Origin of the sequence: Pantoea sp. B550 (genome assembly GCF_024158165.1) — a bacterium.
In the GTDB taxonomy this organism is placed as follows: Bacteria; Pseudomonadota; Gammaproteobacteria; order Enterobacterales; family Enterobacteriaceae; genus Pantoea; species Pantoea alfalfae.
Window position 1 is genome coordinate 187,498 of sequence record NZ_JAMYXI010000003.1, and the last position, 13,773, is coordinate 201,270.

The following is a 13,773-nucleotide window of genomic DNA, read 5'->3' on the forward strand; positions in this document are numbered from 1 at the left end:
GAATAATGAGTCGATAATTTCTATCGATGTTAATTTAATAAATATTACTTGTAGATTTTTTATTTCAAATAACGATTTTTACGATCATTAATATGGACTTCCTGCTTCAGGAAATCGACTCAGCAACAAACCTGAAGAAAAAATGGGTCGGCAGGCTCAGAGAGAAAACAGCACAGAAAGAGGTGAATCGGTGCAGGCTACAGAAGTGAGAAACCGCAAAACTGCACGACTGGCGGTTTTGCGGTGTAAGCCTGAATCAGAAGAAAGGCACCTCGACAACTATCCCTTTGAGACGGTTAAACATCCTTTTCTAACGGATCGTCCTCCTCATCCTCTTCTTCATCTTCCGGATAGATCTCAGCATCATCTGGCAACGGTTCATCATAATCAGGACGTTCAGACATAATTACCTCCGGTGATAAATAGCAGTGCTGCTATTTCAACTGAGCATAGTTAACTGTCACCACCGGCCGCATATTTTCCGCCTGAAGTGTGAGCCAGGCGTAAAATTGCTGTAATAGACTGAAAATGAACTCACCGCATGGCGCTAATGGCGTATGTAGAGCGCGCCCGCCAGCATGATGATAAACAGCACCGCAAAGGTGATCACGCCTGGCTTAGTGCCTTTGGATAAACCCACAAACGCCGCGATAACAATAAACAGCAGCGTCAGTGCGCCAGCCATAACCCAAAAAAGATACTGCGTATTCGCCATGCTCTCATCCTCATCCAGTGGCGCGATTTCACGGCTGATTTATAACATTTTTAAGCCGGCACTGTCCTGAATTCTGTCCCGTTGCCCGCCTGTCAGGGCTGGCAGCAGGAGCGGCAATCGCCCTCCACCCTGAAAGCTGCCAGCCCGACAGTGTGATGCAGTTATCAAATGCAGAGGAACGCAGCGAGGAAACAAAGGCCCGGCTTATAATGATTAAATCAGCTTACTGTTGGGATGTGGCACCCGTAAGCTGACGTGCTGAGACTGGCTTAACATTGTCGTTCAGGCGATGTTATGCAGATGGCCTTAACCCGACTGCCTGACTCAGGCGGAGGCATGTTATGAACTATTACCGCATCGGCTCTCTGGCTGGCGTGCTGCTGCTTTGCGGCTGCCAGGCTCCCACTTCTGATCAGGCTCGTATGCAGCCACCCGTTTTTCAGGGTCAAAGCACCCGTACCGTCCCTCAGCTCAGCGACTGTATTTATCGTGGCTGGTCAACCACCAGCGTTATTGCCAGAGATAACACCACCCACACCCAGCCGAACGGCAACGGGATCAGCGTCTTTACCTGGGAAGATTCGATTTTTGCGGATATCTCTCCCCACAGAAAAGGGGCAGAGGTAAAATATTTCACGACCTTCCGGATGGCTCCTCAGGTAATAGCGGACAGACAGGCGATTGTGCAACGCTGCCTGTAAGGCGTAAGGCGTGACAGCGATGTCGGGAGTGTGCCAGGCTAATGCGCACTTAACCAGGGAGAAACCGATGAGTATTACCCGCATTGACCCGGAACATCGTATGTCCGAAGCTGTGATCCACAACGACACCATCTATTACACCAGTGTGCCTGAGAATCTGGATGCCGACGCAGAAGCGCAGACCGCCAATGCGCTGGCGGTCATTGACGCGATCCTGATTCGCCTCGGCAGTGATAAAAGTAAGATCCTGGATGCGACGCTGTTTCTGGTGGATAAAGCCGATTTCCCCGCCATGAACCGGGCCTGGGACGCCTGGATCTCACCGGGTAATGCGCCGGTGCGTTGCACCGTTCAGGCCGGCCTGCTGAATCCAAAGTACAAAATCGAAATTAAAATTATCGCTGCACGTTAACGATGTCGGGTGTTATTCCTCTTCGTTTTCTTCATCTTCGTCGTCGAATAACGCCCGAATCTGTTCGCCCTTGTGATTCTGACGGATTTCCTGCGCCACCTGGGCGATCGCTTCACCGCTCGATAAACCACCCGCCATCAACTCCTGAATACGTTCGACGGCCTGCTGTTGCTGCTCATGTGAGAGAGCCGGTAATCCAATAAACATGTTCTACTCCTGCGTTGGGGCAGACAGTATCCCATGCGGAACTAACAGGTGCCAGTCGGGAAAAAATATGTCAGTCTGACCGCCTCTTTGCTTTCTGATTTGTCTGCCTGATGATTGTTGAAACCCTCACGCTTGATTATACCCCGGATGCGCTGACACAGCGTTTTGCCACCCTTGCCCATCTGCCGTGGGCGATGCTGCTCTCCTCCGCGCAGGCCAGCCACAGCGACAACCGCTTCGACATTCTGACCGCCGATCCCCGCGTCACCCTGGTGACCCGCGGGCCGATCACGACCATCAGCGACACGACCGGCACCACCGAATCGACCGCGGATCCCTTGCTGCTGGTGCAGCAGCAGTGTGATGCGCTGGGCATCAGACCCACAGCCAGTGAGGCTTTGCCGTTTCAGGGCGGTGCGCTGGGCCTGTTTGGTTATGACCTGGGCCGCCGGTTTGAGTCACTGCCCCAAAAAGCCACAGCCGATCTCACCACGCCGGACATGGCGGTGGGGATCTATGACTGGGCCTTGATTGCCGATCATCATCAGCAAACCCTGACGCTGGTGGCGCTGAAGAACGCTGAAGCGCGCGCCGCCTGGCTGGCGCAGTGGCCCGCGCGTGAAATCGTGCCCTTTTCACTGACCAGCCGCTGGCGCTCCAATCTGAGCTATGCCGATTACGCCGCACGCTTTGCCGCGGTTCAGGCCTATATTCAGGCCGGTGACTGTTATCAGGTTAACCTGGCGCAGCGTTTTCAGGCCGGTTATCAGGGTGATGAGTGGCAGGCGTTTACTCTGCTTAACGCGGCTAACCGGGCGCCGTTCAGCGCGTTTCTGCGCCTGCCGGAAAGTGCGATTCTCAGCCTGTCGCCGGAGCGCTTTCTGTCGCTGAATCAAAACCAGATTGAAACCCGACCGATTAAAGGTACCCGGCCACGCTGTGCCGATCCGATTGCCGATGCGCAACAGGCTGAGGCACTGCGCCATGCGGAGAAAGATCGGGCTGAAAACCTGATGATTGTCGATTTGCTGCGCAACGATATTGGCCGCGTGGCGCAGCCCGGCTCGGTCACGGTGCCTGAACTGTTTGTGGTTGAACCCTTCCCCGCCGTCCATCATCTGGTGAGCACGGTGCGCGCACAGTTGCCTGACACCCTGCAGGCCACCGATCTGCTGCGCGCCTGTTTTCCGGGCGGCTCGATAACCGGTGCGCCCAAAATTCGGGCGATGGAGATTATTGATGAGCTGGAGCCGCAGCGGCGCAATGCCTGGTGCGGCAGTATCGGCTATCTCAGCCTGTGTGGCCGGATGGACACCAGTATCACGATCCGCACGCTGATCGCCGAAGGCCAACAGCTTTACTGTGCCGCGGGTGGCGGCCTGGTAGCAGACAGCGATGCTGAAGCGGAATATCAGGAAACGCTCGATAAAGTCAGCCGGATTTTACCGGCACTGGAACAGACAGGAGGTTCAGTTGGCACTGACGCTTGAGGTTTTTCGCAGCCGTTTTCTGCTTCAGCAGCCGGCCCGCAGCACGCAGCATCTCTCCGGACGTCATGCCGCGGTGCTGGTGCCGATTACAGCCCGCCATGAACCGGGGCTTTTGTTGACGCAGCGCTCGCACGCCCTGCGCAAACACGCCGGACAGGTCGCCTTTCCCGGCGGGATGCAGGATGACACCGACGCCTCGCTGATCGCCACCGCCCTGCGTGAAGCGCAGGAAGAGGTCGGTATCGATCCACATCAGGTCGAGATATTAGGCGCGCTGCCCGCTGTCACCAGCAGCACCGGCTTTCAGGTGACACCCGTGCTGGGCATTATTCCGGCCGACCTGCGCTTAACGATTAATCCGGATGAGGTGAGCAGTGCCTTCGAGATGCCACTGGCCGAGGCTTTGCAGCTCAGCCGCTACAGCGCGCTGGAGGTGCATCGGGCGGGTGTACGCCATCCGGTCTGGCTGTCGCGCTATCAGGATTATCTGGTGTGGGGCATGACAGCAGGAATTATCCGTTCACTGAGTACGCAGATCGCCTTCTGAGACCTTTCTTCCTCTTTTTTATTCCCTTCCAGCCCATCAGCGACCTGCCGGGCTGCGCTATAATTTTTTCTATCTGTTTTGATAAGTTTATTTCATGCGAAAAGCTGCTCTTTTCCGGTGCATGACCATTACTATGGGCGCCATAAACTGCCCCGGCAGACTGAGAATAAATGTGAGGAGTGTCACCTGTGATTAGTGTTTTCGACATGTTCAAAGTGGGCATTGGCCCCTCGAGTTCGCATACTGTCGGCCCGATGAAAGCGGGTAAACAATTTGTGGATTTGCTGTGCGAACAGGAAAAGCTGCAGGAGGTCACCCGGATCGCCGTGGATGTTTACGGTTCTCTGTCTCTGACCGGTAAAGGCCACCACACGGATATCGCCATTATTATGGGTCTGGCGGGCGAATCGCCGGACACGGTGGATATCGATGCGATCCCCGCTTTCATTAAAGATGTCGAACAGCGTGAGCGACTGCTGCTGGCGAAAGGCGCGCATGAAGTCGATTTCCCGCGTGAAGGCGGCATGGTGTTCCGCAGTGAGAACCTCTCATTGCATGAAAATGGCCTGCGCCTGCTGGCATTCGCGGGCGACCTGCTGATCCTGTCGAAAACCTATTACTCTGTGGGCGGCGGATTTATTGTGGATGAAGAGCACTTCGGTCAGTCGGCACTGGATGAAGTCTCTGTGCCCTGGCCGTTCCACTCCGCCAAAGATCTGCTGGCGCACTGCCGCGAAACCGGTCTGTCGCTGTCGGGTCTGGTGATGAAAAATGAGCTGGCACTGCATAGCCGCGACGAGATTCATGCCTATTTCACCCACATCTGGCAGACCATGCAGGCCTGTATTGATCGCGGTCTGAATACTGAAGGCGTGTTGCCCGGACCGCTGCGCGTACCCCGTCGAGCCGCCTCCCTGCGTCGCCTGCTGACCTCCTCCACCAAGCACTCCAGCGATCCGATGATTGTTATCGACTGGATCAATATGTATGCCCTGGCGGTCAACGAAGAGAACGCCGCGGGTGGCCGTGTGGTGACCGCGCCGACGAACGGTGCCTGCGGTATCGTGCCTGCAGTGCTGGCTTACTACGATCACTTTATCGAGCCGGTGACGCCCGATATTTTCCTGCGCTATTTCCTCGCCTCTGGCGCTATAGGCGTGCTGTACAAAATGAACGCCTCTATTTCAGGCGCGGAAGTGGGCTGCCAGGGTGAAGTGGGTGTCGCCTGTTCGATGGCGGCCGCTGGTCTGGCAGAGCTGCTGGGCGGTAGCCCGGAGCAGGTGTGCGTCGCCGCTGAAATCGGCATGGAGCATAACCTTGGACTGACCTGTGACCCCGTGGCCGGTCAGGTTCAGGTTCCCTGCATTGAACGTAATGCTATCGCCTCGGTAAAAGCCATTAACGCGGCGCGTATGGCACTCCGTCGCACCAGTGAACCCCGCGTCTCGCTGGATAAGGTTATTGAGACCATGTATGAGACCGGCAAGGATATGAACGCGAAATACCGTGAAACTTCCCGTGGCGGTCTGGCGATTAAAGTTCAGTGTGACTAAGCGAAACGTTTAATCGTTTAAATAACATGCAAACGTAATAAAATCCGCATCCTGCGCTATCTCAGCGCAGGTTTAAACGGTAGAGTGTTTTCCGCGCAGCCGTCCGGTCTGCGCAGCTTTCCAGACCCGCTTTTCTGCATTCCGGCCTCAATATTGATCTGGCCGTGCCGATACTAACCCCGTATTTTTTGCTTTTTTCTGGCTTTTTGGGAAGGTGGATACTGATGTTTATGGCCCAGCAATTTGTTGGACAATTCAGGCGCAAGCGTTTGCTGATCGCCCTGTCAATCGCCACCGTAATGCTGATATTAACGCTGGCCTTTCGCTATATCGAAGAGAAGTCACGTATTGAACAGCAGGCGATGGCTTTTGCCGACAAAGCGATTATGCGGTTTGACAGGATGTTTTCACCGCTGGAGGTTTCAGCCAATAATACGCTGGGGCTGGTAGGCGTTCCCTGTCAGGACGTGCGTTTTCCGCTCGTCGAAAAAATTTCATCACTGCAGACGGTACGTGCCATTCTACTGGTCGAAAACGACATGCTTTACTGCTCCAGTATTTACGGCTCGCGCAATATCCCTTTCAGCCAGACTTATCCTGACCTTGCCTTCAACAGCCAGCGTATGACCCTGTCAACCGACCAGTATCTGCTGAAAGGCTCGCCGGTCTTACTGCTATGGACGCCAAAAAGTCTGGATAACCGGTCGGGAATATTGCAGGTCATCAACATTGAAATGATGAGCAATTATCTGCTGGAACCCCAACTGCCCTGGGTGGAACGCGCCGTGTTTAACGTCAATGGTGAGAGCCTGGAATATGGCAATCCGCTGATACAGCCAACGGTGCCGGCAGATGACGAAGTGAGCTACGAGCAGGGCTCGCTGCGCTACCCGTTTACCCTTACCCTCTATGGCCCTTCGCCGACACGGCTGGCGCTGGCGACACTTCCCTCACAGCTGCCGCTGGCGCTGCTGCTGAGCCTGCTGATGGGCTATATTATCTGGCTTGCGACGGCAAATCGCATGAGCCTTAGCTGGCAAATCAGTTATGGCATCACGGCCCGTGAGTTTATGGTCTATTGTCAGCCGCTGATCAACAGCAAAAGCGGCGGGTGTGACGGGATAGAATTACTGCTGCGCTGGCATAACGCCCGACAGGGCTGGATCGCACCGGATGTCTTTATTCCGCTGGCCGAGCGCCAGAACCTGATCAAGCCGCTGACGCGCTTTGTGCTGAACGAGGTAGTAAGGCATCTGCCTCAGTTGCCCAATGATCCCGCCTTTCATATCGCCATCAATGTGGCCGCCAGTCATTTCCGCGACCGCGCCATTCTGGAAGATTTGCAGAACCTGTGGTGGCCTGCCAGTCCGGTGCCGCAACTGGTGGTGGAACTCACTGAACGGGATGCCCTGCCGGTCGTCGATCAGTCGGTGATTGCACAACTGCACGACATTGGCGTCCGGCTGGCGATTGATGACTTTGGCACCGGTCACAGCTCGCTCTCCTACCTGAAAGATTTACAGCCAGACGTGCTCAAAATCGACAAGATTTTCACAGCGGCCATCGGTACGGATGCCATTAACGCCACGGTAACGGATATGGTGATTTCGCTGGCCCAGCGCCTGAATATCAGTCTGGTCGCCGAAGGGGTAGAGACGGCTGAACAGGCAGCTTATCTGCGCGAACGCGGTGTGGATCATCTGCAGGGCTACTATTTTGCCCGCCCGATGCCGCTGGAAGATTTTCCAGCCTGGCTGACGCTGCATCAGGCTGATACGCACCGTTAACTGCCGCGTCAGCGCCGTTCCGCCCTTATACGACTTCCCCACAAAAAAACAGCCGCGGCGTTTCAGCAGCGGCTGTCAGAGAGATTCAGCGCGGCCGGTAATACCGGCAGCGCCTCAGCAACAACGGGAAGCGTTAACCCTCTTCCTCTTCGTCATGCGGTTTATCTTTGGTGACACGCACCAGATCGATACGGTAATCCGTCGCTTCGATAATCTGGAAGTGCAGCGGCGTAATATCAATCACCTCGCCAGGAAGCGGTAACTGCCCTTTCTGTTCAATCAGCAGGCCCGCCAGCGAGGCGTGATCTTCTGTCGGATCGACCAGCTCATGGAAGTCGAGTAACTGCTGCAGCGAGTGCAGATCGGTTCCGCCTTTCACTAACCAGCCATCGCCATCTGCAACAATATCAGGCGTTTCGTCTTCATCCGGGAATTCACCCGCAATCGCTTCCAGCACGTCCAGCGGCGTAATCAAACCCTGCACCACGCCAAACTCATTGGTGACGATCACGAAGCTGCCTTTAGCACGACGCAGCACGCCAAGCAGGTTGATCGGATCCAGCGTCTCCGGCACCACAATGGTCGGTGTATTCGCCGCGAAGGTCGCCACATCAACACCCTGCTCCAGCGCCACCAGCAGCTCTTTGGCGCGCACCACGCCAACAATTTCATCCAGTTCACCCCGGCAGACCGGGAACAGGCTGTGAGGCGTATCCAGCAGCTGACCGCGAATCTCATCCACCGGACGATTCGCATCGACCCAGGAGATATCACCGCGCGGCGTCATAATGCTGCGAATCGAGCGGGAAGCCAGGGTCAGCACACCATTAATCATGTAACGCTCTTCATCTTTAAACGCTTCCTGCGGCATCGCTTCCGTCAGCGCAGACTCTTCACTGGTGCTGGTGTTACCGCTGCTATTGCCATTGCTGGATGCCAGCGCACGATTACGGCCGCCCATCAGGCGCAGAATGGCCTCTGCGGTACGCTCACGCATTGGACGATTTGACTGATGGCGAATAAAGTTACGACGTGCAATCTGGTTGAACAGCTCAATCAGAATTGAGAAGCCAATCGCCGCATAGAGGTAGCCTTTAGGAATATGGAAACCAAAGCCTTCTGCCACCAGCGACAGACCGATCATTAACAGGAAGCTCAGACAGAGCACCACTACGGTCGGATGCGCGTTAACAAAGTTGGTTAACGGTTTAGACGCCAGCAGCATCACCCCCATGGCAATCACCACGGCGGTCATCATCACCGGCAGGTGATTCACCATACCTACGGCGGTAATCACCGCATCCAGCGAGAAGACCGCGTCCAGCACCACAATCTGCAGCACCACTGCCCAGAAACTGGCGTATCCGCGATTTGCGGAACCATCAAGCTGACGGTTCTCCAGCCTCTCGTGTAGCTCCATGGTCGCTTTAAACAACAGAAAGAAACCACCGAACAGCAGGATTAAATCTCGTCCGGAAAAGCTGAAACCGCCTACGCTGAAGAGAGGCGTTGTCAGCGTGACGATCCAGGAGATCAGCGACAGCAAACCCAGCCGCATCACCAGCGCCAGCGACAGGCCGATCAGGCGTGCTTTATCACGCTGCTTTGGCGGCAGTTTGTCGGCCAGGATGGCAATAAACACCAGGTTATCGATACCCAGTACGATTTCCAGCACGATAAGCGTCAGTAAACCCGCCCAGATTGAGGGGTCGAATAAAAATTCCATTATTTATGACTCCAGAGCAGGGAACAGATCGAGCCGGTGCCTGTCAGCGCAGCGAAGCGTGACATCCGGGTAGTCGGGAAAGCGGTGAAAACGCCGTGAGGCGAAGGGTGACGCGCCAGCAGGCGCAAAGAACAGATTAAGCGACGTCGGTGACGATCCATAAAGGTGGGCTGAAGCCCGTTACTCCTGAGCAATAAACAGAACGTTAATGTATCAGGTCGGCAAATTGCGTCAAAAAATTTTCTTATTTTTACAATCTCTGTAAGGGATGATCGGGCGCATAAAAAAGGTAAAGCGCCACTTCACGGGGTGAATAGCTGACGGACATCACATAATTTATTTTTTCGATCACTAAAATAAATCGCGACTTTACCGCCTTGATGAAGTTAACCCCTGTTTTTTCGACGCTATATCAGAAAGTCGAATGACCGGGTTAAACGGATAATCAAAACATGTCTCAATACAGTTCATTTACTCAGATGAGCATCTCTAGCGAACGGAGGTAGCACGTGACCATTGCGATTGTAATTGGTACACACGGCTGGGCAGCGGAACAACTGCTGAAAACAGCAGAAATGCTCTTAGGCGAGCAGGAGAATATCGGCTGGATAGATTTTGTCCCCGGTGAAAATGCAGAAACGCTGATTGAAAAATATCAGGCACGACTGGCAGAACTGGATACCAGTAAAGGGGTTCTTTTTCTGGTCGATACCTGGGGCGGCAGCCCGTTCAATGCGGCCAGCCGCATTGTTGTCGACAAGCCACACTATGAGGTTATTGCCGGGGTCAATATTCCGATGCTGGTTGAAACGCTGATGGCGCGCGATGACGATCCCGGATTTGACGAACTGGTCGCCGTGGCGGTGGAGACCGGTCGTGAAGGGGTCAAAGCCCTGAAAGCCAAAGAAGAAGCACCGACACCGGCTGCTGAGAAACCGGCCGCGGCGGCGCAACCAGCTAAGCCGATGGCCCCCGGGGATCACATGAAAATCGGGCTGGCGCGCATTGATGATCGTCTGATTCATGGGCAGGTCGCGACGCGCTGGACTAAAGAGACAAACGTTCAGCGTATTATTGTGGTCAGCGATGAAGTGGCCAACGATCATGTGCGCAAAACCCTGTTGACGCAGGTCGCGCCGCCCGGCGTGACGGCTCATGTGGTGGATGTCGACAAAATGGTCCGGGTATGGAACAACCCGAAGTATGGTCAGGATCGCGTCATGCTGCTGTTTACCAACCCTACCGATGTCCTGCGCGTAGTTGAACAGGGTGTCGATATTAAAACGGTCAACATCGGTGGTATGGCGTTCCGCCAGGGGAAAACCCAGGTCAATAATGCGGTCTCGGTTGATGAGAAAGATATTGCCGCATTCCGCAAACTCAATGAACGTAATATTGAACTGGAAGTGCGTAAAGTTTCCAGCGATCAAAAACTGAAAATGATGGATCTGATTGCGAAAGTAAACGCGTAACAGAAGCACTTCTGCGCCTGCGTTTCCGGGCTCCTGATTAACCTGCTGAGGACAAGAAGTATGATGGAAATAACCTCGCTACAAATTATTTTGATTTTTATTGTCGCCTGTATTGCCGGTATGGGGTCAATTCTGGATGAGTTCCAGTTTCACCGTCCGCTTGTCGCCTGTACGCTGATTGGTATCGTACTGGGTGATATGAAAACCGGTATTATCATCGGCGGTACGCTGGAGATGATTGCGCTGGGCTGGATGAACATCGGTGCAGCGGTTGCCCCTGATGCCGCCCTCGCCTCTATCATCTCGACAATCCTGGTCATCGCTGGTGGTCAGAGTGTGGGTGCCGGTATCGCGCTGGCGATTCCGCTGGCTGCAGCCGGACAGGTGCTGACCATTATCGTGCGTACGCTGACCGTGGCCTTCCAGCACGCGGCTGATAAAGCCGCCGAGAAAGGCAATCTTACGGCCATCTCCTGGATTCATGTCTCTGCCCTGCTGTTACAGGCAATGCGTATCGCCATCCCGGCGCTGATTGTGGCGATTTCTGTCGGCACCAGTGCCGTTCATGCGTTGCTGAGTTCTATTCCTGAAGTGGTCACCAATGGCCTGAATATCGCCGGTGGCATGATTGTGGTGGTCGGTTACGCGATGGTCATCAACATGATGCGCGCAGGCTATCTGATGCCGTTCTTCTACCTCGGCTTTGTAACCGCAGCGTTCACCAACTTTAACCTGGTGGCGCTGGGCGTGATTGGCGTGGTTATGGCAGTGCTCTATATTCAGCTCAGCCCGAAATACAACCGTGTGGCGGGAGCACCCACAGGTGCTGCAACCGCAAACGATCTTGATAACGAACTCGATTAAGGAACAGGTGATCACATGGTTGATATGACGAAAGTTGAAAAGAAACTGACCCCCGGTGATGTCCGCGCCGTCTTTCTGCGCTCTAACCTTTTCCAGGGTTCATGGAACTTTGAGCGTATGCAGGCGCTGGGCTTCTGCTTCTCAATGGTGCCGGTCATCCGCCGTCTCTATCCTGAGAATAACGATGAGCGCAGGCAGGCGATAAAACGTCATCTGGAGTTTTTCAATACCCATCCCTATGTCGCCGCACCGGTACTGGGCGTCACCATGGCGATGGAAGAGCAGCGTGCCAACGGCGCACCTATCGACGACGGTGCGATTAACGGCCTGAAAGTCGGGCTGATGGGACCGCTGGCCGGTGTTGGCGACCCGATCTTCTGGGGTACGGTACGTCCGGTGTTTGCCGCACTGGGTGCCGGTATCGCCATGAGCGGCAGTCTGCTGGGTCCCCTGCTGTTCTTTATACTGTTTAACCTGGCTCGTCTGCTGACCCGCTACTACGGCGTGGCGTATGGCTATCGCAAAGGGATCGACATCGTTAGCGACATGGGCGGCGGTTTTCTGCAGAAGCTCACGGAGGGCGCCTCGATTCTGGGGCTGTTTGTCATGGGGGCGCTGGTCAACAAGTGGACGCACGTCAACATCCCGCTGGTGGTGTCGCGCATTACTGACTCTACCGGCAAAACCACTGTTACCACGGTACAGTCGATCCTCGATCAGCTGATGCCAGGCATTGTGCCACTGCTGCTGACCTTTGGGTGTATGTGGCTGTTACGCCGTAAAGTGAATGCGCTATGGATTATCGTCGGCTTCTTTGCCATCGGTATCTTTGGTTACTGGATCGGCCTGCTCGGTCTGTAATTTCATCCTGCCGGGAGCCTCTGCTCCCGGCTTTTAAGCGTGGTGAGCTGAGCCACAACCGGCTGAGCTCACCCTGTTTGAGGTAGAAGTGATGTCTTTAACTGACGCGTTGATTGCGTGTTGTGTCGCCGTCCTGATGGGATTTGCCGTTTACCATGAGGCTATTCTGCCACGTCGGCACGGGCCGACCCGCCTACGGGTAACACTGCGCAGGCAGCATAAACTCGACAGTCTGATTTTCATCGGCCTGCTGCTGATTTTGCTGTGGAACAATGTCAGTCATCATGGCCCGCAGCTCACCACCTCACTGCTGATGGTGCTGAGTTTTATGGCGTTCTGGCTCTTCTGGCTGCGCAAACCCACGCTGCTGATGAAGAATGAGGGATTGTTTTACGCCGGCGTCTGGATCGATTACCGGCGGATTCAGGGCATGAATCTTTCTGAGGATGGCATTCTGGTCATTCAGCTGGAACAGCGCCGTCTGCTGATTGCCGTGCAGCAACTCGACGACCTGGAGCGCATCTACAATACGCTGGTCGACGCGCGCTAGTCGCGCTGCCACATTGTCAGGGTAAAATCCGCATCGCAACCGAACAGCTCACTCTGCTGCAGCGTTTGCCAGACGTCTTCACGTGCCCGCCAGGCAAAAGGCGTCATCTGCAGCAGGGTTGTGGCGGCTGCGCCGGTTAATGCCATCGGGTGGCGCAGGGCATGCTGCGCTACCTGCCGGAAGCCGGGATAATCTTTCTGCTCTGGCACATGCAGCTGCACTTCGCGGTAAATCAGCGCTTTGAACTGTTGCAGATGGTGCGGGCCTGGGGTAACCGTCAGCACCAGGCCACCCGGCTTCAGCACACGGGCCAGTTCCGCTTCGTTGCAGGGTGCGTAGATGCGTACAATCGCATCCAGTGAGTGATCGGCAAAGGGTAAGCGCTGGCTGGAGGCGACGCAGAAGCGCACCGCAGGGTAACGCTTTGCTGCCAGCCGGATGGCCATTCGGGCGACATCCAGCCCATAAATCTGGGCCTCTTCGCCTGCCGCCTCTGCCAGTGCTGCGGTGTAGTACCCTTCACCGCAGCCGATATCCAGGATTTTACACTCTGGCTGATTCAGCACCGGCGCAAGCAGGTTGACTACCTGCTCACGCAGCGGCTGATAATAGCCTGCCTCAAGAAATTCCCGTCGTGCCTGCATCATCTCTGCACTGTCACCCGGTTCACGTGACCGTTTATGCTGAACGGGCAGCAGATTGACATACCCTTCTTTTGCCTGATCGAACTGATGGCGGTTTTCGCAGCACCAGCTGCGGTCGGTAAAGGTCAATGGAGAGTGACAAAGAGGGCAAGTCAGGGACATCAGGTGCTCCGGCATCAGATAACGCGGCGCAGTGTAACCTTAACGTTTCCGCATCGGAAGCATAAAGAAAGCCCCGGCTGTA

Annotated in this window: 14 protein-coding genes; 10 read left to right on the plus strand and 4 right to left on the minus strand. The window is 55.0% G+C overall.

Going from position 1 to position 13,773, the window contains the following annotated elements:
* Positions 1-547: 547 nt before the first annotated feature.
* The gene (locus tag NIM72_RS03945) at positions 548-715 is read right to left on the minus strand and encodes a hypothetical protein (protein ID WP_202604891.1); all 168 of its coding nucleotides are present in this window, start codon (positions 713-715) and stop codon (positions 548-550) included.
* A gap of 341 nt (positions 716-1,056) precedes the next feature.
* Between NIM72_RS03945 and NIM72_RS03950 the strand changes: the two genes are divergently transcribed.
* Positions 1,057-1,416, plus strand: coding sequence for a hypothetical protein (locus NIM72_RS03950; RefSeq protein ID WP_253418824.1), 360 nt, complete (start codon positions 1,057-1,059; stop codon positions 1,414-1,416).
* Positions 1,417-1,483: 67 nt separating this feature from the next.
* The gene (locus NIM72_RS03955; protein ID WP_253418827.1) at positions 1,484-1,828 is read left to right on the plus strand and encodes a RidA family protein; all 345 of its coding nucleotides are present in this window, start codon (positions 1,484-1,486) and stop codon (positions 1,826-1,828) included.
* Positions 1,829-1,840: 12 nt separating this feature from the next.
* On the opposite strand, the gene NIM72_RS03960 is transcribed toward NIM72_RS03955, so the two are convergent.
* Positions 1,841-2,035: a YoaH family protein gene (locus NIM72_RS03960; RefSeq protein ID WP_253418842.1), complete on the minus strand. Its 195-nt coding sequence runs from the start codon at positions 2,033-2,035 to the stop codon at positions 1,841-1,843.
* 110 nt (positions 2,036-2,145) lie between these two features.
* Here NIM72_RS03960 and pabB point away from each other — a divergent pair, with 110 nt between their 5' ends.
* The 4 genes from pabB to NIM72_RS03980 all read left to right on the plus strand — a co-directional run bounded on the left by pabB (position 2,146) and on the right by NIM72_RS03980 (position 7,412).
* Positions 2,146-3,525: an aminodeoxychorismate synthase component 1 gene (gene pabB / locus NIM72_RS03965; RefSeq protein WP_222925385.1), complete on the plus strand. Its 1,380-nt coding sequence runs from the start codon at positions 2,146-2,148 to the stop codon at positions 3,523-3,525.
* Positions 3,509-4,072: a CoA pyrophosphatase gene (locus NIM72_RS03970; protein ID WP_253418845.1), complete on the plus strand. Its 564-nt coding sequence runs from the start codon at positions 3,509-3,511 to the stop codon at positions 4,070-4,072. The genes pabB and NIM72_RS03970 overlap by 17 nt, the downstream gene beginning before the upstream one ends.
* A 188-nt stretch (positions 4,073-4,260) precedes the next feature.
* Positions 4,261-5,625, plus strand: coding sequence for an L-serine ammonia-lyase (locus NIM72_RS03975; protein WP_161733053.1), 1,365 nt, complete (start codon positions 4,261-4,263; stop codon positions 5,623-5,625).
* Positions 5,626-5,849: 224 nt separating this feature from the next.
* Positions 5,850-7,412 carry an EAL domain-containing protein gene (locus tag NIM72_RS03980; protein ID WP_161733055.1) on the plus strand — a complete coding sequence of 521 codons (1,563 nt, stop codon included), beginning with the start codon at positions 5,850-5,852 and terminating at the stop codon, positions 7,410-7,412.
* 133 nt (positions 7,413-7,545) lie between these two features.
* On the opposite strand, the gene NIM72_RS03985 is transcribed toward NIM72_RS03980, so the two are convergent.
* Positions 7,546-9,138, minus strand: coding sequence for a TerC family protein (locus NIM72_RS03985; RefSeq protein ID WP_161733057.1), 1,593 nt, complete (start codon positions 9,136-9,138; stop codon positions 7,546-7,548).
* A gap of 509 nt (positions 9,139-9,647) precedes the next feature.
* Here NIM72_RS03985 and manX point away from each other — a divergent pair.
* The 4 genes from manX to NIM72_RS04005 all read left to right on the plus strand — a co-directional run bounded on the left by manX (position 9,648) and on the right by NIM72_RS04005 (position 12,885).
* Positions 9,648-10,610 (plus strand): PTS mannose transporter subunit IIAB, encoded by a 963-nt coding sequence (manX, locus tag NIM72_RS03990; RefSeq protein WP_222925383.1) that lies wholly within the window; start codon positions 9,648-9,650, stop codon positions 10,608-10,610.
* Between the two features lie 63 nt (positions 10,611-10,673).
* Complete coding sequence (locus tag NIM72_RS03995) at positions 10,674-11,474, plus strand: PTS mannose/fructose/sorbose transporter subunit IIC (protein ID WP_033733019.1); 801 nt, start codon at positions 10,674-10,676, stop codon at positions 11,472-11,474.
* Positions 11,475-11,489: 15 nt separating this feature from the next.
* Entirely contained in the window at positions 11,490-12,335 is an 846-nt protein-coding gene (locus NIM72_RS04000; RefSeq protein WP_161733061.1) for a PTS mannose transporter subunit IID, read from the plus strand.
* A 91-nt stretch (positions 12,336-12,426) separates the two neighbouring features.
* Positions 12,427-12,885: a DUF986 family protein gene (locus NIM72_RS04005; RefSeq protein ID WP_161733183.1), complete on the plus strand. Its 459-nt coding sequence runs from the start codon at positions 12,427-12,429 to the stop codon at positions 12,883-12,885.
* Here the strand turns inward: NIM72_RS04005 and rlmA are convergent.
* Positions 12,882-13,691, minus strand: a complete 810-nt coding sequence (gene rlmA / locus NIM72_RS04010; protein ID WP_253418848.1) for a 23S rRNA (guanine(745)-N(1))-methyltransferase — start codon at positions 13,689-13,691, stop codon at positions 12,882-12,884. The genes NIM72_RS04005 and rlmA overlap by 4 nt on opposite strands.
* Positions 13,692-13,773: the final 82 nt, after the last annotated feature.

Coding starts and splice junctions, on each gene's coding strand:
- NIM72_RS03995 (WP_033733019.1), top strand. CDS start 10,674: ATGGAAATAACCTCGCTACAAATTATTTTGATTTTTATTGTCGCCTGT.
- rlmA (WP_253418848.1), bottom strand. CDS start 13,691: ATGTCCCTGACTTGCCCTCTTTGTCACTCTCCATTGACCTTTACCGAC.
- NIM72_RS03955 (WP_253418827.1), top strand. CDS start 1,484: ATGAGTATTACCCGCATTGACCCGGAACATCGTATGTCCGAAGCTGTG.
- NIM72_RS04005 (WP_161733183.1), top strand. CDS start 12,427: ATGTCTTTAACTGACGCGTTGATTGCGTGTTGTGTCGCCGTCCTGATG.
- NIM72_RS04000 (WP_161733061.1), top strand. CDS start 11,490: ATGGTTGATATGACGAAAGTTGAAAAGAAACTGACCCCCGGTGATGTC.
- pabB (WP_222925385.1), top strand. CDS start 2,146: ATGATTGTTGAAACCCTCACGCTTGATTATACCCCGGATGCGCTGACA.
- NIM72_RS03960 (WP_253418842.1), bottom strand. CDS start 2,035: ATGTTTATTGGATTACCGGCTCTCTCACATGAGCAGCAACAGCAGGCC.
- NIM72_RS03950 (WP_253418824.1), top strand. CDS start 1,057: ATGAACTATTACCGCATCGGCTCTCTGGCTGGCGTGCTGCTGCTTTGC.
- NIM72_RS03945 (WP_202604891.1), bottom strand. CDS start 715: ATGGCGAATACGCAGTATCTTTTTTGGGTTATGGCTGGCGCACTGACG.
- NIM72_RS03980 (WP_161733055.1), top strand. CDS start 5,850: ATGTTTATGGCCCAGCAATTTGTTGGACAATTCAGGCGCAAGCGTTTG.
- NIM72_RS03985 (WP_161733057.1), bottom strand. CDS start 9,138: ATGGAATTTTTATTCGACCCCTCAATCTGGGCGGGTTTACTGACGCTT.